The organism is Candidatus Manganitrophus morganii (assembly GCA_021651055.1).
Classification (GTDB): Bacteria; Nitrospirota; Nitrospiria; order SBBL01; family Manganitrophaceae; genus Manganitrophus; species Manganitrophus morganii.
In genome coordinates this window covers 137,867-159,377 of sequence record JAJHOH010000001.1, presented here as the reverse complement: position 1 = coordinate 159,377, position 21,511 = coordinate 137,867, and the positions used below count along the sequence as shown (strand labels likewise).

Below are 21,511 nucleotides of genomic sequence, written 5' to 3'. Positions count from 1 at the left end.
TTTTTGCCTTCGTTGGAACGTGAGGACGATGACGATCAGGAGGACGGAATGTTAGAGACGCACGGTTTAGCGAAAATTTATGAAGACGGCAACATCGGACTTCATGACCTGAATATTCAAGTGCAGCCGGGAGAGCTCTATGCCCTTCTGGGGGCCAACGGGGCCGGAAAGAGCACCACGATCAATCTTCTGCTCGGCTTCATTCAGCCATCGCGGGGAACGGCGAAGATCAACGGCCTCGACGTGGTGGCGCAGCCGGTGGAGACCAAACGACATATCGGTTACATCCCGGAGCAGGTTGCTCTTTATGGCGATCTGGATGCCCGAACCAACCTCCGTTACTTCGGCCGGCTGGCCGGGCAGAATCCTTCGCTCGAAGCGTGCGACCGCATGTTGGAAGAGGTCGGTTTCCCGAGAGAGGCGCTCTCCCGGAAAGCGCGCTATTTAAGCAAGGGGATGCGGCAGAAGGTGGCGATCGCGGCGATCAAGATGAAGGGGGCGAAGCTCCTTTTGTTGGACGAGCCGACGAGCGGCCTCGATCCCCGCGCGGCGTCGGAGTTCTTCCGGCTCCTCTCCCAGCTTCGCGCAGAGGGGAGAGCGATTCTGATGGCGACGCACGATCTGCTTCGGATGCATCAATTGGCCGATCGGGTGGGGATCATGAAGTCGGGAAAACGGGTGACCGAATTGACCCGCGGGGAGCTCGATCAGCTCGACCTCGAACAGGTCTATTTAAGCTACATGGAAAGAGAAGCGGATGAAGACCACAGGCAACAATTACAAAAGGAGGTATCCGGTAATGCAACAGGAACCAATTAAAGGTTGGAATACGTCCGTTCGAATTCTGTCGCTATTATTCTGGCTGATTGCATCACCGGGGTTGGCCCAGGAAGAAGAACCGATCGCAACAGAGACGGAAGAGACAACGGCAGGGGCGGAAGAAAGTAAGGGGGTGGAAGAAGAGACCAGTCGGATCGAATTCGATGAAGAGATGACGGTCACGGCAACGAGGACCGAAGAAAAAGTTGAAAAAGCGCCGGCGAGCACGTCCATCGTGACCGACAAAGAGATTGAAAAAATGCATGCGCCGACGTTGGATGAGGCGCTTCGGCGCGAGGTCGGCGTCTCTGTTTTGAAGTTCCGCGGACCGGTCGACAACCATACGATGACGATTATGCGCGGCTTTCAGGGACAGCAGCGGGTCCTGTTGATGCTCGACGGAATTCCCTTAAACAGCGCGATCACGGGAGGAATCCCCTGGAGCGAAATGCCGGTCGATGAGATTGAACGGATTGAGGTGGTCCGCGGCCCTTACTCCGCGCTTTATGGAGGGTACGCCCTTGGCGGCGTGATCAACAGCATCATGAAGACGCCGGATGAAGAGACCATCGTGGCCCGGGTGGGTTATGGATCGTATGGCACCGGCAACGCTCACCTTCAATATGGAAACCGGGTCTTTAACGATCGGCTGAGCTTTATTATCGGGCTGGACCGGTGGTGGACCGACGGCTACGTCGTCTCGACCATCGAGCGCCCCCGAGGAAACACGCCGGCGAACGGAACTGAAACAGTCGTGACCGGGTTTAGCCGAACCACCGATGTGACCGGAGCGCCCTTGTACACCGTGGGAGACGGCGGAAAACAGGTATTTAATCGGGATTATTATACCGGGAAGCTGAGCTTCGATTTAACATCGCATTCAAATCTTTCTTTAACTGCGCTTTATGGCGAGTGGACGCTCGACCAGCCAACTTTCAACACCTACCTGCGCGATCAGAACGGCTTTCCGGTCGTCAGCGGGACCTTGAATATCGAGGGGAATCGAGTGACCCTTTCCGAGCGGAATTTTTTTCCGATTACCCGAGAAGATGAGGCCAGCCTCTACGCTCTACAATACAGTCTCGAAGTTACCCCGGCGATTTTGGTCAAAGCCAACCTCGGGTATCAATCGCAGTTCAACCGAGAAACCGAGTTTCGGGACGTTCCAACGAATTTTCTCGTGGGACTCGGTTTTCCGACAGGAACGACTGCGGCTTGGACAACGCGCGATCGAGATTCTAATGCCATCCATGCCGAGTTGCTGAGCAACATGCAGGTAGGACAGCGCAATTTGCTGACGATCGGCGTGCTCTATCAGACGGCGAAGGGGGATCAGCGGATTCCGGTCCTGCGTGATCGTCGGGTTCCCGAAGCCCTCGGGATTGCCAGCAAGAGCGGCGGAGAGCAGCAAACCCAAGCGATCTACTTGCAGGACCAACTCAGAGTCCTGGACAACCTGACGTTGTACCTGGGAGGCCGTTACGACCGGTGGGAGAATACCGATGGTTTCCAGGAGGTGGTGGAAACAATCGGCTTCAGCAGTACGCGGTTCGAAGATAGAAGCCAAAACTCTTTCAATCCGAAAGTCTCGGTCGTCTATTCTCCGTTTACTTCAACGAACCTCAGGGCATCGGTTGGAACCGCTTTCCGACCGCCGACGCTCGATGATCTCTACGTCAATTCGGTTCACGGAACATCGCGAACGATCGGGAATCCCGAGCTTGAACCGGAGGAGGTTTTCGCATGGGAGGTCGGATTTGTTCAGGACCTTCCGACAGGGACCCGGATCGGCGCGACCTATTTTGTGAACGAGATAGAAGATATGATCTTCCGCCGCACCATCGGGGTGGATCCGATTGATCCTGCGATACAGGTTCGGCAGCTTGAAAATGCCGATGAGGCCGAAACCAAGGGAATCGAAGTCGATCTGGCGCAGCGGATCACCTCCTACCTCGGTCTTTTTGCGAATTACACCCGGATGGATGCTGAGATCACAAGTTACCCCGCCAATGCGGCACTGGAAGGGAATGCCATTCCGCTGGTTCCGGAGTACATCTACAACATCGGTTTGGACCTCACTGCCGGATCGTTCATCGGCTCGCTTGTTTACCAGGCGGTAGGGAATGCATTCGCCCGAGACGACAATACCGATGTGGTCAACGGGGTCCGCGGAGGGCACGATCCTTATAAGGTCCTCGACGCTAAGGTAATTTACAGCGGTTGGGAGAAGGTGTCGACCTCCTTGGCGGTCAACAATATTCTCGATAAGGAGTATTTTCAGAGCTTCGGCCGGTTTCCCGGACGGACCTGGTTTGGTGAGCTGATCGTTCACTTCTGAGAAAAAATGGGGTGGGGTCGTTCTCTTGTCGTTTGATGGGGGTGACGAGGGATCGAAAAAAAGGGAGACCCGGTTGCCGCCGGGTCTCCCAGGATCGGATCTTAGTGTTGATGGTGCGGCTCGTTATGGTCATGCGCATGGCTGTGCGCCATCGGCTGGTGTTCGTGATCGTGAGAATGCTCACCCTTCTCTTGATCATGCTTGTGATGTTCGTCGGGACGATGCGGGTGATTGTGCTTCAACGCGGCATGCTGATGGGATTGATCCTGCATGTGATCCTCCTTATATGAAGTGTGAAAGATCGTTTCTGTCGAACCGGCTTTTTTGTCGTAAAGCGACTTTTTTGCCTCTGTGAGATTGTAGCATCTTATTGCGATTGGAGCCAAGAGGTGCGGAAAGGGCTGGTCATGAGTGATCCCAATCCCGAAGATCCGAAAGACCTCTCCCCGCAGGGACGATGTCCCTCCTGTAAATATCGGATCTATATCGAAGAGGAGGGAGGGGCCGTTGTGATCAAGGCGGCCATCATTAAGGCTTTCCTGAAGGAAGGGAGGGTCTGCGCCAAGTGTCCGAAGTGCAAGAACTGGCTCCTCGTCCCGCTGCAGTATCTCTCTGAAAGAGAGGTGGAAGGGGAGACCGGCTCGTGATTCTCTGCTGATATTTAAAATACGTTTCCGACCGATTCTCGCATCTCCTTTTATCCTCCGGGTGCACTGTGAAACAGTGCAAGCAGGCAAAAGAGGGGTTTTTCAGATGAAGGTCTGTCTACGTTGACATTCAATTGTGGGTGTGTTAGAAGGCAGATGCTGGCGCGGTCCGGCAAATACGGCAAGACGCAAAAGGCCAGGATAGGGTAAAATTGATCAGGGTCATGAGACGATCGGCGATGGGGTACCTCACTCAAAGCCGATTTTTAATGATGGAGGAATCATGCTGGAAAGATCAACCCCTTTTGAAAACGTTCCGCTCAATCATTTGAGAGGCGGAAAAAATCGCCGATGCGCGAGATATCAGGGCCGAGCGGTCGTGGTCGGGAGCGTCCTTATCGCGTTGATCCTGGTTTTCAGCCTGATCGTTCCTGATGTGGAGTCGGCGGGCAAGTTGAAAGTCGTGACCACCGTCGCTCCGATCACCAATATCGTGAAGAATATCGGCGGGGATCGGATCGATCTGCACGGAATCGTCCCGGAAGGGACCGATTCGCATACCTTTGAGCCGGCCCCTTCCGACATCAAATACCTAACGCAGGCCGACCTCTTGATCTTCAACGGCCTGACGCTGGAAGTCCCGACGGAGGCCTTGGCGAATGCGAACAAGAAAAAGACGGCGAAGGTCCTCAAGCTTGGAGACAACACGATCGGCAAGAAAGAATGGGTGTTTGATTTCAGTTTCCCGGAATCGGAGGGAAATCCGAACCCTCATCTCTGGCTGAGCGTGGCCCATACGATGCGCTACACCGAACTGGTCCGCGATGCGCTGACCTCGCTTGATCCGGAGGGAAAAGCCTCCTATGAGAAGCGGGCGGCGGAATATCTGGCCCGATTGAAGAAGCTGGACGAGGCGATTTTTAAAGTGATGGAAACGATTCCCGCCAAAAATCGAAAACTATTGACCTATCATGACTCCTGGGCCTATTTCTGCCCCCGTTACGGCTGCACGGTGATCGGCGCCGTTCAGCCCTCTTCTTTTTCGGAGCCTTCCCCGAGAGAGATGGCGCGGCTGATCGATCAGCTGAAGGCGGAAAAAGTCCCGGCGATCTTCGGCTCCGAGGTTTTTCCAAGCAAGATTCTCGATCAGATCGGGAAGGAGGCGGGGGTAAAGTTTGTCTCGACCCTCCGGGACGATGATCTTCCCGGACCATTAGAGGCCCCCGAGCATACTTATATCGGGATGATGGTGGAAAACGTTCAGACGATGGCCTCGGTGCTCGGCGGGAAAGCGGACGCACTAAACGGAATCGACGTGCGAAACCTTCCGTAGCGGCACACCAAATCCCTTGACATTTCAGATGTTTTATAGCACACTCTCAGAAAAAGTGTTATCTTTCTGATGGGGGTTTTCCGTGGCAAATTTGGTTCGATTTGGCGTCTCGATGGATGCCGGTCTGTTAAAACTATTCGATAAAATGATCGAAGAGAAGAAGTACACCAACCGTTCCGAAGCGTTGCGAGATTTGATCCGAGACCATCTGGTCGAGCAGGAGTGGGACGAAAACAAGGAGACGATCGGGACGATCACCATCGTCTACGATCACGGCGTCCATGAGTTGATGGAGAAATTGACCGATCTCCAGCACCTCTATTCGAAGTTGATCCGGTCGACGCTTCATATCCATCTCGACGAACATCGTTGCCTGGAGGTGCTGGTGGTGAGGGGACGGGCCGGAGAGATCAGGAAGATTGCCGATTCGTTGATCTCCACCAAAGGGGTCAAACATGGAAAGCTGACCGCCACAACGACCGGGAAGGACCTCAGCTAGAAATGTCCGCTTATTCAGACGGAGAGAAAGCACTGGTTTCGCTCCAGGAAGTGACCTGCGGTTACCCCAAAAAAACGGTTTTTCAAAATCTCACCCTTCAGCTTTACCCCGGACAATTCGCCGGCTTGGTCGGTCCGAGCGGGACCGGAAAATCGACCCTTCTCAAGGCCATCTTAGGGATCGTTCCGATTCTTTCCGGTTCGGTCTCCGTATCGGGAACGCGGGTTTCTCAGCAATCACTTCCCCACGTCGGTTATGTCCCTCAGATCGAGACGGTCGATTGGGATTTTCCGGTGACGGTGGAGCAGGTGGTGGCGATGGGGCTCTACCGGGAGTCGTCGCGGCTCCCCTGGCTGACACGGCCGGAGCGCGCCCGGATTCAGACGTTGCTCGAACAGCTCGGCATCGGCGCCTACGTGCAGCGGCATATCAAGGCGTTGTCGGGGGGCGAGCAGCAGCGGGTTTTCCTGGCGCGGGCGTTGATCGGAAATCCGAAACTCTTGATTCTGGATGAACCGACCTCCGGAGTCGATCTGAAAACCCAACATGCCATCCTTCATCTGCTCGGAGAGTTGAACCGAGGCGGAGTCACCATCCTCTTGACGACACACGACCTGAATGCCGTCGCACGGCATCTTCCCTGGGTCATCTGCTTCAATCAAACTATTATCGCGCAGGGGTATCCCGAAGAGATTTTTACCTCGGCCATCCTCTCCAGAACCTACGATTCGGAGATGTCGGTGGTCCGCCAGGGGGATGTGATCCTGGTGGACGACAGCCCGAAGGCCGGATTGCACTTCAAGAAACAGAGTCATTCTTCAGCCCAAGGATTCCATTGAATTTCGTAACGGCCCCCCTTCAATATGAATTTTTTGTGCATGGATTGATTGCCGCCTCGCTGGTCGGCTCGATCTGCGGATTGATCGGCGTTTACATCGTTCTAAGAAGGATGAGCTACATTGGGCACGGGCTTTCCCACGCGGTCTTCGGCGGCGCCGTGGTGAGTTACGTGATGAACTGGAATTTTTATCTCGGGGCCGGGTTGTGGGGATTTCTCTCGGCCCTTTTGATCAACATGGTGACCCGCCGGAAAAAGATCGGCGCCGACGCCGCCATCGGCGTCGTGACGACCGCGAGCTTCGCGATCGGCGTGGCGATCATCAGCCAATACCGCCGCTTTACGAAAAACTTCGAAGCCGCGCTTTTTGGAAACATTCTCGGCGTGACAACGCAGGATCTCTGGGCGATCGCCGCCGTCACCGCGGTTTCCGGCTTGCTGATTTTTATTTTCTACCGGCAGTTTCTCTTCACGACGTTCGATGCGGAGGTGGCGCGGATTTACGGGGTTCCGACGGGGTGGGTCGAATCGCTTTTCTCGCTGATGCTGGCGGCGACGATTATCGTCTCGATGCAGGTGATGGGAGTCACGATGATCGCCGCGGCGATCGTCTTTCCGGCGGTGGCTTCCCGGCTTGTCACCGACAGCTTCAACAAGATGGTCTTTCTTTCGACGTTGATCGGTTTTCTCTGCGGCGTCGTCGGAATGTATTCGAGCTTCTATTTCAATGTCTCATCGGGAGCGACGATCGTTCTGGTCGCCGCGCTCTTTTTCATGATCGCCTACGCTTATCATTTGATCAAGGAGAGCGGTTTTTCCGCACGGAAGGAAGCCGGCGCGCCGATCGAGACCCCCCCGGGGCACGACCATCCGCACGACCATGCCGGTCTTCAACACGTCCACGAACATTCCCACCAAAAAACATCCGCCCACCACAAGGGGGAACCCCCCGAGTCGCGCTGAATCGAACGGTCAGACGATCGACTACTCTTTCTTTAATTGAATGTCATACGATCCGAGAATTCCTGCTGACGGAGGAGCATTCGGAGAGCGCTCGACATGCGCATAAAGCGTAGTTGTGTTGCTGGCCGTCCAGTTAATCGATGAAGAGAGGGTGGTCTGGTCATTGTTAGGGCAGGTGCTGTTTCCTGTGAAGGGATTGGCGCCGCAGTTCTGATGATTCCGGCCGCTTCGGTTATCGTTTTGCAAGCCGGATAGCGGCGTGCTGGAATTTGGCGAATCGGTAATGAAGAGATAAGTATCGGCTCCGTTCGCGAGGTTCACGGTTTCCAGCGTGTACCTCTCTCCCGCTGTCACGGAGAAGGGGATGACATCTTCGTCACCTGCTGCGGCAGCCGGGGAGGTTTGATAAAGGGTATGTTCCTGTGCGGCGCCATTTTCGGTCAATGCGGTTGCTTCGGGGGTTTGACCGCTCGTCTCGGAAGCGTCGGCGAAGAGCTCCATCTTTCGCTCCACCATGATCGATTGGAGGCCGGCGGCCGAGCCGGGATAGCTCGATTCGAATTGTAGCCAGAATGTTTCCATCGTTGCTGGTACGGCATCGGTAAATTGGAGGAGCGTCTGCCAGATCGGCTCAAATCCGAGGGCGATTTGGTCATGGGGCTCAATTACGGGAGAGACCAGCGTGGCCGAATCGTCAAATAGGTCCCAGAGAACGCCGGTCACGGCGATTTCGCTGGTGGTATAAATCGCAACGCTGTTGAGGGTTGACGGCGTGGGTGCGGAGGAGTAGTCCTCGAGATTGAACGAAAAAGAGCCCCCTGTCGAAGTGTCTACGTAGATGGGGTTGTTCCGAACGGCGCTGGAGAAGAAATTTCCCCAGCCCTCCGACCAGCTCAACCGGATGTCTTGTTTGTTGTCGGTGATGAAATGCGCTCCGCCGGGAGAATCATCGATGGAAAAATGACGAACGGCGAAGTGGCCGTATTCATGAGCGATGACGGAATCGTCATATTCGTCGTGATCTCCGTCCGCATTTCCCCCTCCCAGGATAAAAATGGCGTCGAGTTGATCTTCATAGAAACTTCCCTCCGAACTCCCGGGTTCCCAGTAAGCCACCAGAAGGGGAGGGACGCAGGCGTCGGTCGCCGGCGGCTTGCAAAGGCCTCCTTCCTGCTGGATGAATTCGCTCGACATCGAGAAGACATCGAGGATATTGAAGAGGCCGCCGACGCCGGAATCGACGGTGGCGGTGACCGGAAGATTGGTAAAGTCGGTTCCGCTGCTGTCATCATATCCGGGAGAGATTAAAGAGAGAAGGGCTTCTTCGTCCGGATTGTTTCGGATCTCAATTCGGGTTGGATTGTCCGGCTCCGTTTTGGAAACAACCTCGATATAGATACCTCCCTGCCGGCCGGAGTTGTCAATGCCGCTGAAACTAAAATCACCATTGTTATCGGTTTCACCGGTGGCGATTGTGGCGAAGCCGTCGATCGCCACGAGATTGACGACGGTTCCCCGGACCGGCAGAAACTCGGTGTCGCCGGTGAACCCTTCCATATCGTAGGGTCTATCTTCATATTGGACTGTTCCGGAGAAGGTGAGGTTGCTTTGACCGGAGTTGGGGCTGAGCACGCCGACCATTGCGCTTCCGCTGACGGTTCGGGTGAAATTTCCGGATTTGTACGTTCCGGTGACTGCAATGATCGCAACGCCGACCTCGTTCCCGGTGGCTACGCCGTTTGAATCGATGCCGGCGATGGTCGGATCGAGTGACTGCCAGCTAAAAGAGACATTGTCTACTTCTTTTCCGGAGGAGGTGAGTGCGACCGCTGAGAAAGAGATCGTCTGGCCAACGATCAGGTTTCCTTGTTCAGGGGTAATCACGATTTGGGTGGCGGTTCCGGATCCACTGCTGCCGCCTCCGCCGCCGCAGGCGGATAAAAGAAAAAGGCAGAATCCTAGGGCAGCCTGAAGGCGGGTTCGATTGAGCATGATCTCATTTCCCTTTGAATTGGAGGATGGTCTCTCCCCCTTCTTTCCGCTTGACGGAGGGGGCGCGGCGCGGCGAGTCGCTTTTTGCTTCATTGAGGGTCAGGGTCGCTTGTTCCACAAACTTTTCTCCTGCGGTTAATTCGATGACGGCCTTGCCGGTCACTTGATGGGGCGCCTTATTCGGGCTTTGAACAATTAACTCGATCTGTTTCGTCTCCCCCCTTTTCAACGGACCCTCCCATTCCTCCTCTCCTTCAACCAGTGAAAGGCCGAGCGGGAGCTCAAGCGAAAGATCGACATGGCTGATATCGACATTGGCCCTCGCAATCATCATCAGCTGGCTCTGCCCTCCGGAAAGGGGGATCTGCTGAAGGGAGAGCTGCAACGGCGGGCGGGGTTTAATCGCCCAGGCGGGGGGAGTGATCGCTATCACAAAAAGGAAAGCAGCGAAGATCCAAAGGACAATCTTGTGATAAAACATGGTTCACCCTTCCAAATTTAGTTTCTAGTTTACCATATTTGGCGGTTTCTTCCCGGTTAGGGCGGCGACCAAATTTCCCAGGACGATCCGCCCCATTCGGATGCGGGTTTCCAGGGAGGCGGAGCCGAGGTGGGGGAGAAGTACGGTTTCTTTTCTCTCGCGCAATGCCCGGGGAAGGCTTGGTTCTTCTTCGAAGACATCGAGACCGGCTCCCGCAATCTTTTTCTGATGGAGCACGTTAATGAGCGCCTTCTCATCGACGATCGGGCCGCGCGCCGTGTTGATCAGGAATGCCGTCGATTTCATGAGACGGAAAGCTTTCCGGTCGATCAGATGGCGAGACTCCTTCGTCAACGGAAGGTGAAGGGAGACAAAGTCCGATTCCTTCAGGAGGTCCGGCAACGGAAGAAAAGAGAGCCGAAGCCGCTTCTCATCTCGAACGGGTAAGCGGTGTCGGCTGTGGTAAACGACCCGCATCTCAAACCCGATCGCTCGCCTGGCGACCGCCTGTCCGATCCGCCCCATTCCGATGATGCCGAGTGTTTTTCCAAAAACATCGCCCCCGAGGAGCTGGGTGGGGGCCCAGCCGGTCCACTTTCCGGACCGGGCGAGCCGCTCCCCCTCGGGGAGGCGCCGGGCGGCGGCCAGGATTAAAGCCCAGGTGAGATCGGCGGTTGTTTCGGTCAGAACGCCCGGTGTGTTGGTGACGAAAATGCCCCTCTCCCGCGCGGCGATCAAATCGATATTGTTATAACCGACCGCGTAGTTGGCGATGATCCGAAGACGGGATGCGGCGTGGATGATCTCCCGGTCGATCGGATCGTTCAACATCGAAATGAGTCCTTCTGCGTTGCGGAGGCCGCGAAGGATCTCCTGCTTAGAAAGGGGGCGATCTTCACGGTTGTACCGGAGACGGAAGTGCCGTCGGATCTCTTTCATCACCGGATCGGGGAGGGCGCGGGTTAAGAAAACGGTCGGCGTCATGACCGGCGATGATAGCGGAGTTGGTTTGTTTTGACAAGTAGGGGCGCAATTTATTGCGCCCTTGGCGCCCTTGCTTTCGTGATCCACAGACCGGGACGTGATAAATCACGCCCCTACCACTTTGACGTCCCAATAAAAATGTCCTATCATAAGGCGACATGAAAAAGCTGACTTTTTTTGCCTCCCTCATTCTTTTCTCCCTTCTCTTTTTCGCTTGGAATCGTCCCGATCAAGAGACCGACGGCGGGTCGACATTCAGAATGAACATCGCCTCGGAGCCTCCGACGCTCGATTGGTCGCTGGCGACCGACAATGTTTCGATCCGGGTCCTCGAAAACCTGATGGAAGGTCTGGCCGAATATGACGAGGCGCTTCGACCCCAGCCGGCCATTGCAAAGGGCTGGGCGGTTTCGCCCGACGGACTTCGTTATGTCTTTATCTTGAGAGATGATGTCTTCTGGACCGATGGGAAGCGGGTGACGGCGCATGACTTCGAATATTCCTGGAAGCGGCTGCTCGATCCGAAAACCGCATCGGAATACGCCTATTTCCTGTACGACATTCGGAACGCGGTCGAATATAACAGCGGGGAGCTGAAAGATCCCGATCAGGTGGGGGTGAAGGCGATCGATGAAAAGACCCTTCAAGTCGATCTGAAAAAGCCGGCGGTCTATTTCCCGTCGATCACCACCTTCACGGCGACCTTCCCACTGCGGCGCGACGTGATCGAGCGATATGGAGACCGCTGGACCGAACCGGAAAACATCATCACCTGCGGCCCCTTTCGCCTCAAGGAATGGCGGCACGAGTACCGTCTCATTCTGGAGGCGAATGATCGCTACCACGGCGGCCGTCCGGCGCTCGACCGGGTGATGTTTTATGTCGTCGAGGAAGATACGACCGCGCTGACACTCTATGAGACCGATCACCTCGACCGGGTCGCCCTTCCCCCGGTGGCGATCCCCCGATACAAAAACCACCCCGACTATCTTCGGGCCCCTTTTTTAAGAGGTTATTATTACGGCTTCAATGTTCAGAAAGCCCCCTTCAATGATCCCCGCGTGCGACAGGCTTTCTCGATGGCGGTCGATCGGAACGAGATCCCGCAGATCTTGAAGGGGGGGGAGATCCCGGCGACCTCCTGGATTCCGGCGGGGATGTTCGGGCACAATCCGAAGATCGGGCTTGGCTTCAATCCGGAACGGGCCAAAGCCCTTCTGGCGGAGGCGGGTTTTCCCGGTGGGGCAGGACTTCCCCCGGTAACCCTTGGCTTCGACACCACTCAGACCAATCGGCTGATTGCCGAGAATATCCAGGCGCAGTGGAAGCGGAATTTGGGGGTGACGGTTGCGTTGGATAATATGGAATGGAAGGTTTATCTGAAGCGGTTGCGGGAAGATCCCCCGTCGATCTTTCGCCTGGGATGGGGGGCCGACTACCCCGATCCCGACAACTTCATGAACCTCTTCACCGGCACCAGCGGAAATAACCATACCCGCTGGAAGAGTCCCGAATACGACCGTCTCATTTCGGAGGCGGCCAGCGAGCCGGATGAAACCCGACGGATCGGTCTTTACGATGAGGCCCAGCGGATCTTGACCGAGAAAGAGTCGCCGATCATGCCGCTCTTCTTTGCGGCGCAGAATCTCCTCATCAAGCCATCTATTCAAGGATTGGAAGTGAATGCGATGGATCTGCTTTACCTTAAAAAGGTGAAGAAGGCGAATTAAGTAAAAACCGATTTCCCAAATATTCCCGCCGCAACGTCCCCTCTTTAACGGCCTCCATTCATTTTTATGAAATTTTTATGCAGCATGGCTCACCTTTTATACTGTTTTTATACCCAAATTGATACGATCATTCGTAATTAACAGGAGGGTCCTATGGAGATCATCTGGGATGTGATTTACCTTGCAAGCACGATTTTGTTTTTCGGGCTCACCGGAGTTTTGGTGAAGGCCCTAGCGAAACTATAAGGAGGCAGCCATGAATCTAATGTATCTCATCGGTGGACTCCTCGCGGTCGGTCTGCTCTTTTATTTATTGTATGCGCTCTTGAAACCGGAGAGATTCTAATGACAACCCATGGCGTTCTACAAATCACACTTTTTTTCGTGGTGTTGGTGGCCCTGGTCAAGCCGCTGGGATGGTACATGGCCCGGGTTTTCGAGGGAAAGCCGGCCGGACTGAATCGTCTTTTGGCGCCGGTCGAACGGCTGATCTATCGGCTCTGCGGTGTTCGGGAAGAGGAAGAGATGGACTGGCAGCGCTATACGGCGGCGCTGCTGCTGTTCAGCGTCGTCGGGTTGATCGTCCTTTATCTACAGCAGCGGCTCCAAGGTTTTTTGCCGCTCAACCCGCAGGAATTGGGCGCGGTGTCGCCCGACTCCTCCCTCAACACGGCGGTCAGCTTTACGACGAATACCAATTGGCAGGGGTACGGCGGCGAGACGACGATGAGCTACCTCACCCAGATGCTCGGGCTGGCGGTCCACAATTTCGTGTCGGCGGCCACCGGCATCGCCATCCTGCTCGCGCTGATCCGGGGCTTCACACGCCGGTCGGTCGAGGGGCTCGGCAACTTCTGGGTCGATCTGACCCGATCGACCCTCTATGTCCTCCTTCCATTCTCGTTTATTCTTGCCCTGATCCTGGTGGCTCAGGGGGTTCCGCAGACCTTCGGCGTTTACAAAACCGCGAAGTTGCTCCAGCCGACAAGCTACGACCAAGCGGTCACCGACCAAAGCGGGAACCCGGTTCTGGATGAACGAGGCCAGACGAAAACAGAGACGGTGATCGTGACCGAACAGTCGATCGCGGTGGGGCCGGCGGCCTCTCAAATCGCCATCAAACAGCTCGGCACGAACGGCGGCGGGTTTTTCAACGCCAACGCCGCCCATCCATTGGAGAATCCGACGCCGCTCTCGAATTTCCTGGAGATGCTGGCCATTCTCCTCATCCCGGCGGCGCTTTGCTACACCTTCGGTATGATGGTCGGAGATACGAGGCAAGGATGGGCCATTCTGGCCGCCATGACCATCGTCCTGGTCTTGTTTACTGCCGGAGGATATTGGGCGGAGTCGGCCGGGAATCCGATGGCGGCCGGCGCCGGCGTCGACCAGGCGGCGGGGAATCTCCAGCCGGGCGGAAACATGGAAGGGAAAGAGGTCCGCTTCGGCATTGCCAATTCGGTCATTTGGGCCGCGGCGACCACCGCCGCCTCCAACGGCTCGGTCAACTCCATGCATGATTCTTATACCCCCTTGGGCGGGTTGGTCCCCCTCTTACTGATGCAGTTCGGCGAGGTGATTTTCGGCGGGGTCGGCTCCGGACTTTACGGCATGCTTGTCTTTGCGATCATCGCCGTCTTCGTCGCCGGCCTCATGGTCGGGCGGACACCGGAGTACCTCGGCAAGAAGATCGAGGCATATGAGATGAAGATGGCGTCGCTGCTGATCCTGATCATGCCGATCACGGTATTGGTCTTGACGGCGGTCGCGATGGCGACCGACATCGGCAAAGCGTCGATCTTCAATCCCGGCGCGCACGGCTTCAGCGAAGTGCTCTATGCGTTTACCTCGATGGGGAACAACAACGGCAGCGCCTTTGCCGGGTTGGGAGCGAACACGCCGTTTTATAACCTGACCGGTTCCTTTGCGATGTTGGTCGGGCGGTTCTGGCTGGCGGTGCCGACGTTGGCCCTGGCCGGGTCACTGGCAAAAAAGAAGCGATTGCCGATCGGCGCCGGGACCCTTCCAACCCATACGCCGCTTTTCATCGCGTGGCTGATCGGCGTGATCGTGATCGTCGGGGCGTTGACCTTTTTCCCCGCCCTGGCCCTGGGCCCGATTGCAGAGCATTTTCAATAGGGCGTGGGGCAAGGCGCACCGAAGGTGAAGATCTAAAATCGAAGTCTTCTCCCAGCGCCGGCCCCACATATAAATAGGGCGTGGGGCAAGGCGCACCTAATGTGAAGGCCTAAAAGTAACAAGGAAGAGCCTAGCACCGGTCCCACATGAAATTATAGTAAGACAGGGCGTGGGGCATGGCGCATCTGGTGTGAAGATCCGAAATCAAATAGTTCTTCCAGCGCCGGCCCCACATATGATAGAGAGGAAGAAAATGAGCGACTCAAAAAAGAGCCGGCCGTTGTTTGATCGGGCGATCCTTCATCAGGCGGTTGTGGAGGCGTTTCGGAGGCTCGATCCAAGAGAGCAGATCCGAAACCCGGTCATGTTTGTGGTCGAGATCGGAAGTATCCTGACGACCCTGTTGTTTGTACAGGCGTTGTTCGGCAGGGGTGAAATGCAGACCGGATATATCTTGGCGATCTCCGTCTGGCTTTGGTTTACGGTGATTTTCGCCAACTTTGCCGAGGCGGTGGCGGAGGGGCGGGGGAAGGCGCAGGCGGCGGCGTTGAAGCAATCCCGCCGGGAGCTTTCCGCAAAGAAATTGGCCGATCCGGAGGATCGTGGCCGGTATCAAGCCGTTTCTGCCAGCTCCTTACGTAAAGGAGATGTTGTGCTGGTCGAGGCGGGCGACGATATCCCCGCGGACGGGGAGGTGATCGTCGGGGTCGCCTCTGTGAATGAAAGCGCCATCACGGGAGAAAGCGCCCCGGTGATCCGAGAGTCGGGGGACCGGAGCGCCGTGACGGGGGGAACGCGGGTCCTCTCCGATTGGCTCGTGGTCCGCATCACCACGAATCCGGGGGAGATGTTCATCGACCGGATGATCGCCATGGTGGAAGGGGCGAAGCGCCAGAAGACCCCGAATGAGATCGCCCTGAATATTTTGCTCGCGTCTCTCACGATCCTCTTCCTCTTGGTTTGCGTGACCCTCTTGCCCTTTTCCTTGTACAGCGTGACCGCCGCAGGGAGTGGAACGCCGGTGACGGTCACCGTCCTGGTCGCTTTACTGGTTTGCCTGATCCCGACGACGATCGGCGGTCTCCTCTCGGCGATCCGGATCGCCGGGATGGACCGGATGGTCCAAGCAAATGTGATTGCCATGTCGGGGCAAGCAGTCGAGGCGGCGGGGGATGTCGACGTGCTCCTTCTCGATAAAACAGGGACCATCACGTTGGGAAACCGTCAGGCGACCGAATTTACACCGGCGCGGGGGGTGACCCCGGAGCGCCTGGCCGACGCGGCGCAGCTCGCCTCGCTGGCCGATGAAACGCCGGAAGGCCGGAGCATCGTCGTGCTGGCCAAGCAGCGCTACAAGATACGAGAGCGGCAGATCCATGAGATCGGCGCAACGTTTGTCCCCTTCTCCGCGCAGACACGGATGAGCGGCGTAAACCTTCCGGCGGGAGAGCAGATCCGGAAAGGCTCCGGCGACGCCATCGAGAGCTGGGTCAAAAGCCAGGGGAGCGAAATCCCGTCTGATGTCCGAGCCGTCGTAGAACACATTGCGAAACAGGGGGGGACGCCGCTGGTCGTCGCCGATGGGGGAAAGGCGCTCGGGGTGATTCATCTGAAGGATATCGTCAAGGGAGGGATCAAAGAACGTTTCTTAGAGCTTCGCAAGGCGGGAATCAAAACAGTGATGATCACCGGAGACAATCCGCTGACGGCGGCGGCCGTCGCCGCGGAGGCGGGGGTCGATGATTTCCTTGCCGAGGCGACACCGGAAACCAAACTGAAGCTGATTCGTGATCTGCAGATCGGCGGGCGATTGGTGGCGATGACCGGCGACGGGACGAACGATGCGCCGGCGTTGGCCCAAGCCGACGTGGCGGTGGCGATGAACACCGGAACGCAAGCGGCCAAAGAGGCGGGAAACCTGGTCGATCTCGACTCCAATCCGACGAAGCTCATCGAGATTGTTGAGGTCGGAAAGCAGCTTCTGATGACACGAGGGGCTTTGACGACCTTCAGCATCTCCAACGACATTGCGAAGTACTTTGCCATCCTTCCGGCGGCCTTTGTCGGAATTTATCCTGGGCTCGGAGCGTTGAACGTCATGGGATTGGAGACACCGCAAAGCGCGGTCCTCTCGGCGGTGATCTTCAATGCGTTGGTGATTGTGGCGTTGATCCCGCTCTGTCTTCGAGGGATTCGCTACCGGCCGGTCGGCGCGGCGTCCTTGTTCCGGCGCAATCTCTTGGTCTATGGATTGGGGGGGATGGTTGTTCCTTTTATCGGGATTAAAATGATCGATCTGATCTTAGTTGCGCTGGGTTGGGCGTAGGGTGTGGGGCATGGCGCACCTGGTGAGAAGGTCTGAAATCAAAGAGTTCTACCAGCGCCGGCCCCCACATACAACCGATCTGGGGCATGGCGCACCTGGTGAGAAGGTCTGAAATCAAAGAGTTCTACCAGCGCCGGCCCCCACATACAACCGATCTGGGGCATGGCGCACCTGGTGAGAAGGTCTGAAATCAAAGAGTTCTACTAGCGCCGGCCCCACATACAATCGATCTAGGGGATGGGCGCGCCGAGTGAGAAGATCCGAAACCAAAAGCTTCTTCCATCGCCGGCCCCGCATATAAAATAGGAGGTGTTTATGTGGAAACGAGAATTACGACCGGCGGTGTTGATGTTTTTGGTTCTCACCGTCATTACAGGGGCGCTTTATCCCCTCGGCGTGACGGGAATCGCGGGCCTGCTCTTTCCAAATCAAGTCGATGGGAGTCTGATCCGCAAAGAAGGCGAGGTGGTGGGGTCCCGGCTTGTCGGCCAGCCGTTTGACGATCCGAAATATTTTTGGGGCCGGCCCTCTGCGACCGGACCGTTTCCGTACAACGCGTCGGCGTCGTCGGGATCGAACCTCGGACCCGCCAATGACGTGTTGAAGAAAGCGGTCGCAGACCGCGTGGCGGCGCTCAAATCGGCCGATCCGGAGAATACCGATCCGGTGCCGGTAGACCTCGTCACCGCCTCCGGCAGCGGGCTCGACCCGCACATCACCCCGGCATCGGCGGAATATCAGGTCGGACGCGTCGCGAAGAGACGGGGGTTGGAGGAAGAGGTGGTCAGAGGGTTGATCGCCAGGCAGACCGAGGGGCGCCAGTTCGGGGTGTTGGGAGAGCAACGGGTCCATCTTCTCGGATTGAATCTGGCGCTCGACGACCTGACGAAGAAGAGTCAATGAAAAGATCCGATGCGCCAAGTAGACCAAGCTTTCAGAATACGTTTATGGTAAAAATAGACTTAAGCTGATCACCCAAACGGTTGGCATCGGCCAATGGGGTATGGCCAATGGAGTATGGATGGACGAACACCGGCCAGATCCGGATGCGCTTTTAAAGCGCTTCCGTGAGGAGGAGAAAAAACAGGCGCGCGGCAAGCTGCGCGTTTTTTTCGGCGCGGCGGCCGGCGTGGGAAAGACCTTTGCCATGCTGGAGGCGGCCCACGAACAGCTTGAAGCGGGGGTCGATGTCGTCATCGGCTGGGTGGAAACTCATGGACGGCGGGAGACCGAGGCGTTGGTGGAAGGGCTGGAGAGGCTGCTTCCCCGCCCGGTCGAGTATCAGGAGACCGTCCTGAAGGAGTTCGACCTCGACGCGGCCCTAAAACGCCGCCCCACCTTGATTCTGATGGATGAGCTCGCGCACACCAATGCGCCGGGATCGCGGCATGCCAAACGATGGCAGGATGTCGTAGAGCTGCTTGATGCGGGAATCGATGTCTATACCGCAATAAATGTTCAGCACCTCGAGAGTCTGAACGACGTGGTCACGCAGATCACCGGCATTCCGGTGCACGAAACGGTTCCCGACTCCGTCCTGGAGCAGGCCGATGAGCTGGAACTGATCGATATTCCTCCGGAGGATCTCATCCGCCGCCTCAAAGAGGGAAAAGTCTATGTTCCGGAGCAGGCCGAGCAGGCGATCCAAAACTTCTTTCGAAAAGGGAACTTGACGGCGCTTCGAGAGTTGGCGTTGCGCCGCACGGCCGACCGGGTCGATGCGGAGATGCAGGTCTATCGTCGGGATCATGCGGTTCCCCGAGTCTGGCCGGCGGGGGAGACGATCATGGTCTGCGTGAACCCGACCCCCCGCGCGCGGAAGCTGATTCGGACCGCGCGCCGCATGGCCGCGGGATTACACGGAAAATGGATCGCCGCCTACGTGCAGACGCCGGAGCATGCGCGCCGGCCGGAATCGGAGCGGGACCAGGTGGTCCGGGCGCTGCGCCTGGCCGAGCAGCTGGGGGCCGAGACGGTGACCCTCACCGGCCACCGCGTCAGCCAAGAGATCCTCAGCTATGCGCGCGCGAAAAACGTCAGCAAGATCCTCGTCGGAAAACCGGTCCGGTCGCGTTGGAAGGAGCTTCTCTTCGGCTCCGTGGTGGCCGATCTCGTCCGCCAGAGCGGCGAGATCGACATTTATGTCATCACCGGAGAGGCGGGCAAAAGCCGTCCGATGACGGAGCGTATTCTGCGCCGTTCGAGCGCCTGGCCGGCCTACGCGAAGGCGGGGCTGGTTGTGGCGCTCTCCACCCTGGTTGCCTGGTGGATGCAGCCGGCCTTTGCCCGAACGAACATCGTGATGATTTATCTGTTGGGGGTCGTCTTCGTCGCGTCGCGGTGGGGACGCGGACCTTCCATTTTGGCCTCCATCTTATCGGTCGCCGCGTTCGATTTCTTTTTTGTTCCCCCGTACCTGACCTTTGCGGTCTCCGATACCGAATACGTGATCACCTTTTTGGTGATGTTGTTGACTGCGCTGATCATCAGCAATTTGACCATACGAAATCGGGAACAGGCCGAGCTGGCGCGCGGGCGGGAGCGGCGCACCGGGGCGCTTTACGCGTTGAGCCGCGAGCTGACCGAGACCCGATTGGTGGAGCGCCTCTCCAAAGTCGCGCTCAGGCATATCAGCGAGATCTTCAAGTGCCAGGCGGCGGTGTTTCTGGCCGATCCGATGAAACATCTGGGACCGGGGATCGGAGAGCAGGCGTCGTCGTTTTCGGATGCCAAGAATATCGGTGTCGCGCAATGGGTTTTCGACCACGCGCAGATGGCCGGAATGGGGACCGACAACCTCCCGGGAGCCGATGCCCTCTTTTTGCCGTTGACGGCGTCGCGCGGTCCGTTGGGGGTGCTGGCGGTTCGGCCGGAGCAGCCCCGAGAGCTGTTGGCGCCCGACCAGATTCATTTGCTGGAGACCTTCGCCAATCTCATGGCCGGCGCGATCGAGCGGGCGCGGCTGGCCGAGGAGGGACAAGAAGCCCAGGTGATGATCGAGGCGGAGCGGATGCGCAACGCTCTGCTGAGCGCCGTCTCTCATGACCTTCGAACACCGCTGGCGGCGATCGCCGGCGCGGTGAGCAGCCTCTTTGAAGGAAAGGTCGATTTCGATCCGCAAACGCGGAAGCAACTGATCCAATCGATTCATGACGAGGTGATGTGGATGGATCGTCTCGTCAACAACCTTCTCTACATGACCCGATTGGAGGCGGGCGCCATCCAGATGCACAAAGAGCCCCTTCCGCTGGAGGAGGTGGTCGGAGCGGCCCTCGTGCGGCTTGAGAAAAAACTGAGCGACCGGACCGTGACGACGCAGGTGCCGACCGATGCGCCGCTGGTCCCGATGGACGGCGTCTTGATCGAAGAGGTGTTGATCAACCTTCTGGAAAATGCGACGAAGTATACCCCGGCCGGCGGCCCGATTGAAGTGTCGGCGGAATTTGAGGAGGGTCAGGTGACGATTTCGGTGGCGGATCGGGGGCCGGGCATTCCACCGGGGGAGGAGCAGCGGATCTTCGATAAGTTCTACCGGACCGGTCCGAAGCGGACCCGCGGCGTCGGCTTGGGGCTGGCGATCTGTCGGGGGGTCGTGGAGGTGCACGGAGGCCGCATCTGGGTTGAGAACCGTCCGGAGGGAGGGGCCTCCTTCCGGTTTACCCTTCCTGTCAGCGGAGAGCCGCCGCATCTCGAGCCTGAAGAAGTGCAGAAGCAGGCGACCCAACCATGACCACTTCTCAACCGACGATATTGGTCATTGAAGATGAAACTCCGATTGGGCATTTCATTCAGACGACCCTTTCGGGCGCCGGCTATCGGGTGGTCGATGCCGAGACCGGAAAGGAGGGGCTGACGCAAGCCATGGCCTGGAATCCGGACGTTGTGCTCCTCGATCTGGGACTTCCCGATATCGACGGCTTGGAGGTGATCCGACGGCTGCGTGAATGGACGTCCAAGCCGATCATCGTTCTCACCGCGAGGTCTCAGGAGCATGATAAGGTGACGGCGCTTGACTTGGGCGCGGACGACTATCTGACGAAACCGTTCGGGATCGAGGAGCTTTTGGCCCGCATGCGGGTCGCCCTCCGCCGCACCGCCCGGACAGAGGCGGGGGAGCCGCTTTTCCAGATCGGCGATCTCCGAGTCGATCTTGAAAAGCGCCGGGTCTTTATCGCCGGCAAAGAGGTCCATCTCAGTCCGACGGAATACAAGTTGCTGGGTGTTCTGGTGCGCCATGCCGGAAAGGTCATCACGCATCGCCAGCTGCTCAAGGAGGTGTGGGGACCGCTGCACGCGGAGGAAGCGCAATATCTGAGGGTCTATATGCGGCAACTGAGGGGGAAGCTGGAGGAGAATCCGTCGCGTCCACGCTATCTGCTGACGGAGATCGGGGTGGGATATCGCCTCCGAGTGGATTGACCG

The 21,511-nt window shown here is 57.3% G+C and carries 18 protein-coding genes and 2 pseudogenes; 17 read left to right on the top strand and 3 right to left on the bottom strand.

All coding sequences use genetic code 11. The features are described from left to right. Positions 1-48: 48 nt before the first annotated feature. From MCM46_00690 to MCM46_00645, 10 genes and pseudogenes are all read left to right on the top strand, one after another. On the top strand, positions 49-819 hold the full coding sequence (locus tag MCM46_00690) for an ABC transporter ATP-binding protein (protein MCG3110311.1): 771 nt from the start codon (positions 49-51) through the stop codon (positions 817-819). Between the two features lie 259 nt (positions 820-1,078). Continuing rightward, a pseudogene (locus MCM46_00685) lies at positions 1,079-1,291 on the top strand (TonB-dependent receptor plug domain-containing protein). Then, positions 1,271-1,387: pseudogene (locus MCM46_00680) on the top strand (TonB-dependent receptor plug domain-containing protein). The pseudogenes MCM46_00685 and MCM46_00680 overlap by 21 nt, the downstream one beginning before the upstream one ends. Beyond that, on the top strand, positions 1,364-3,157 hold the full coding sequence (locus MCM46_00675) for a TonB-dependent receptor (protein MCG3110310.1): 1,794 nt from the start codon (positions 1,364-1,366) through the stop codon (positions 3,155-3,157). The pseudogene MCM46_00680 and the gene MCM46_00675 overlap by 24 nt, the downstream one beginning before the upstream one ends. A 137-nt stretch (positions 3,158-3,294) precedes the next feature. Beyond that, the gene (locus MCM46_00670) at positions 3,295-3,447 is read left to right on the top strand and encodes a hypothetical protein (protein ID MCG3110309.1); all 153 of its coding nucleotides are present in this window, start codon (positions 3,295-3,297) and stop codon (positions 3,445-3,447) included. A gap of 99 nt (positions 3,448-3,546) precedes the next feature. Beyond that, positions 3,547-3,804, top strand: coding sequence for a hypothetical protein (locus tag MCM46_00665; protein ID MCG3110308.1), 258 nt, complete (start codon positions 3,547-3,549; stop codon positions 3,802-3,804). 283 nt (positions 3,805-4,087) lie between these two features. Beyond that, positions 4,088-5,137: a metal ABC transporter substrate-binding protein gene (locus MCM46_00660; GenBank protein MCG3110307.1), complete on the top strand. Its 1,050-nt coding sequence runs from the start codon at positions 4,088-4,090 to the stop codon at positions 5,135-5,137. 82 nt (positions 5,138-5,219) lie between these two features. Then, entirely contained in the window at positions 5,220-5,636 is a 417-nt protein-coding gene (nikR, locus tag MCM46_00655) for a nickel-responsive transcriptional regulator NikR (GenBank protein ID MCG3110306.1), read from the top strand. A gap of 2 nt (positions 5,637-5,638) precedes the next feature. Beyond that, entirely contained in the window at positions 5,639-6,475 is an 837-nt protein-coding gene (locus MCM46_00650; protein ID MCG3110305.1) for an ABC transporter ATP-binding protein, read from the top strand. Further along, positions 6,472-7,437, top strand: coding sequence for a metal ABC transporter permease (locus MCM46_00645; protein MCG3110304.1), 966 nt, complete (start codon positions 6,472-6,474; stop codon positions 7,435-7,437). The genes MCM46_00650 and MCM46_00645 overlap by 4 nt, the downstream gene beginning before the upstream one ends. A 21-nt stretch (positions 7,438-7,458) precedes the next feature. On the opposite strand, the gene MCM46_00640 is transcribed toward MCM46_00645, so the two are convergent. Genes MCM46_00640 through MCM46_00630 form a run of 3 tightly spaced genes read right to left on the bottom strand, consistent with a single transcriptional unit; the run spans position 7,459 to position 10,894 of the window. After that, positions 7,459-9,429 (bottom strand): Ig-like domain-containing protein, encoded by a 1,971-nt coding sequence (locus MCM46_00640; protein ID MCG3110303.1) that lies wholly within the window; start codon positions 9,427-9,429, stop codon positions 7,459-7,461. A 4-nt stretch (positions 9,430-9,433) separates the two neighbouring features. Beyond that, positions 9,434-9,910, bottom strand: a complete 477-nt coding sequence (locus MCM46_00635) for a hypothetical protein (GenBank protein MCG3110302.1) — start codon at positions 9,908-9,910, stop codon at positions 9,434-9,436. A 24-nt stretch (positions 9,911-9,934) separates the two neighbouring features. Next, positions 9,935-10,894, bottom strand: coding sequence for a D-glycerate dehydrogenase (locus tag MCM46_00630; GenBank protein ID MCG3110301.1), 960 nt, complete (start codon positions 10,892-10,894; stop codon positions 9,935-9,937). A gap of 158 nt (positions 10,895-11,052) precedes the next feature. Between MCM46_00630 and MCM46_00625 the strand changes: the two genes are divergently transcribed. The 7 genes from MCM46_00625 (at position 11,053) to MCM46_00595 (ending at position 21,508) form a co-directional block, all read left to right on the top strand. Beyond that, a complete protein-coding gene (locus MCM46_00625) occupies positions 11,053-12,624 on the top strand; it encodes a peptide ABC transporter substrate-binding protein (GenBank protein ID MCG3110300.1) in 1,572 nt (523 codons plus the stop codon). 256 nt (positions 12,625-12,880) lie between these two features. Beyond that, on the top strand, positions 12,881-12,970 hold the full coding sequence (kdpF, locus tag MCM46_00620; protein MCG3110299.1) for a K(+)-transporting ATPase subunit F: 90 nt from the start codon (positions 12,881-12,883) through the stop codon (positions 12,968-12,970). Next, complete coding sequence (gene kdpA, locus MCM46_00615; GenBank protein MCG3110298.1) at positions 12,970-14,763, top strand: potassium-transporting ATPase subunit KdpA; 1,794 nt, start codon at positions 12,970-12,972, stop codon at positions 14,761-14,763. The genes kdpF and kdpA overlap by 1 nt, the downstream gene beginning before the upstream one ends. A 253-nt stretch (positions 14,764-15,016) precedes the next feature. Continuing rightward, complete coding sequence (gene kdpB / locus MCM46_00610) at positions 15,017-17,089, top strand: potassium-transporting ATPase subunit KdpB (protein MCG3110297.1); 2,073 nt, start codon at positions 15,017-15,019, stop codon at positions 17,087-17,089. 315 nt (positions 17,090-17,404) lie between these two features. Further along, complete coding sequence (gene kdpC / locus MCM46_00605) at positions 17,405-17,992, top strand: potassium-transporting ATPase subunit KdpC (protein ID MCG3110296.1); 588 nt, start codon at positions 17,405-17,407, stop codon at positions 17,990-17,992. A 118-nt stretch (positions 17,993-18,110) separates the two neighbouring features. Beyond that, positions 18,111-20,819, top strand: a complete 2,709-nt coding sequence (locus MCM46_00600) for a sensor histidine kinase KdpD (protein MCG3110295.1) — start codon at positions 18,111-18,113, stop codon at positions 20,817-20,819. Then, on the top strand, positions 20,816-21,508 hold the full coding sequence (locus MCM46_00595) for a response regulator (GenBank protein ID MCG3110294.1): 693 nt from the start codon (positions 20,816-20,818) through the stop codon (positions 21,506-21,508). Before MCM46_00600 ends, MCM46_00595 begins: the two co-directional genes overlap by 4 nt. Positions 21,509-21,511 lie beyond the last annotated feature (3 nt).

What these genes read in the sequence shown, in the direction of transcription:
- MCM46_00690 (MCG3110311.1), top strand. Translation starts at nt 49, where the DNA reads ATGTTAGAGACGCACGGTTTAGCGAAAATTTATGAAGACGGCAACATC.
- MCM46_00640 (MCG3110303.1), bottom strand. Translation starts at nt 9,429, where the DNA reads ATGCTCAATCGAACCCGCCTTCAGGCTGCCCTAGGATTCTGCCTTTTT.
- kdpA (MCG3110298.1), top strand. Translation starts at nt 12,970, where the DNA reads ATGACAACCCATGGCGTTCTACAAATCACACTTTTTTTCGTGGTGTTG.
- kdpC (MCG3110296.1), top strand. Translation starts at nt 17,405, where the DNA reads ATGTGGAAACGAGAATTACGACCGGCGGTGTTGATGTTTTTGGTTCTC.
- MCM46_00595 (MCG3110294.1), top strand. Translation starts at nt 20,816, where the DNA reads ATGACCACTTCTCAACCGACGATATTGGTCATTGAAGATGAAACTCCG.
- MCM46_00625 (MCG3110300.1), top strand. Translation starts at nt 11,053, where the DNA reads ATGAAAAAGCTGACTTTTTTTGCCTCCCTCATTCTTTTCTCCCTTCTC.
- kdpB (MCG3110297.1), top strand. Translation starts at nt 15,017, where the DNA reads ATGAGCGACTCAAAAAAGAGCCGGCCGTTGTTTGATCGGGCGATCCTT.
- MCM46_00675 (MCG3110310.1), top strand. Translation starts at nt 1,364, where the DNA reads ATGAAGACGCCGGATGAAGAGACCATCGTGGCCCGGGTGGGTTATGGA.
- MCM46_00650 (MCG3110305.1), top strand. Translation starts at nt 5,639, where the DNA reads ATGTCCGCTTATTCAGACGGAGAGAAAGCACTGGTTTCGCTCCAGGAA.
- MCM46_00635 (MCG3110302.1), bottom strand. Translation starts at nt 9,910, where the DNA reads ATGTTTTATCACAAGATTGTCCTTTGGATCTTCGCTGCTTTCCTTTTT.
- kdpF (MCG3110299.1), top strand. Translation starts at nt 12,881, where the DNA reads ATGAATCTAATGTATCTCATCGGTGGACTCCTCGCGGTCGGTCTGCTC.
- MCM46_00670 (MCG3110309.1), top strand. Translation starts at nt 3,295, where the DNA reads ATGGCTGTGCGCCATCGGCTGGTGTTCGTGATCGTGAGAATGCTCACC.
- MCM46_00600 (MCG3110295.1), top strand. Translation starts at nt 18,111, where the DNA reads ATGGACGAACACCGGCCAGATCCGGATGCGCTTTTAAAGCGCTTCCGT.
- MCM46_00660 (MCG3110307.1), top strand. Translation starts at nt 4,088, where the DNA reads ATGCTGGAAAGATCAACCCCTTTTGAAAACGTTCCGCTCAATCATTTG.
- MCM46_00630 (MCG3110301.1), bottom strand. Translation starts at nt 10,894, where the DNA reads ATGACGCCGACCGTTTTCTTAACCCGCGCCCTCCCCGATCCGGTGATG.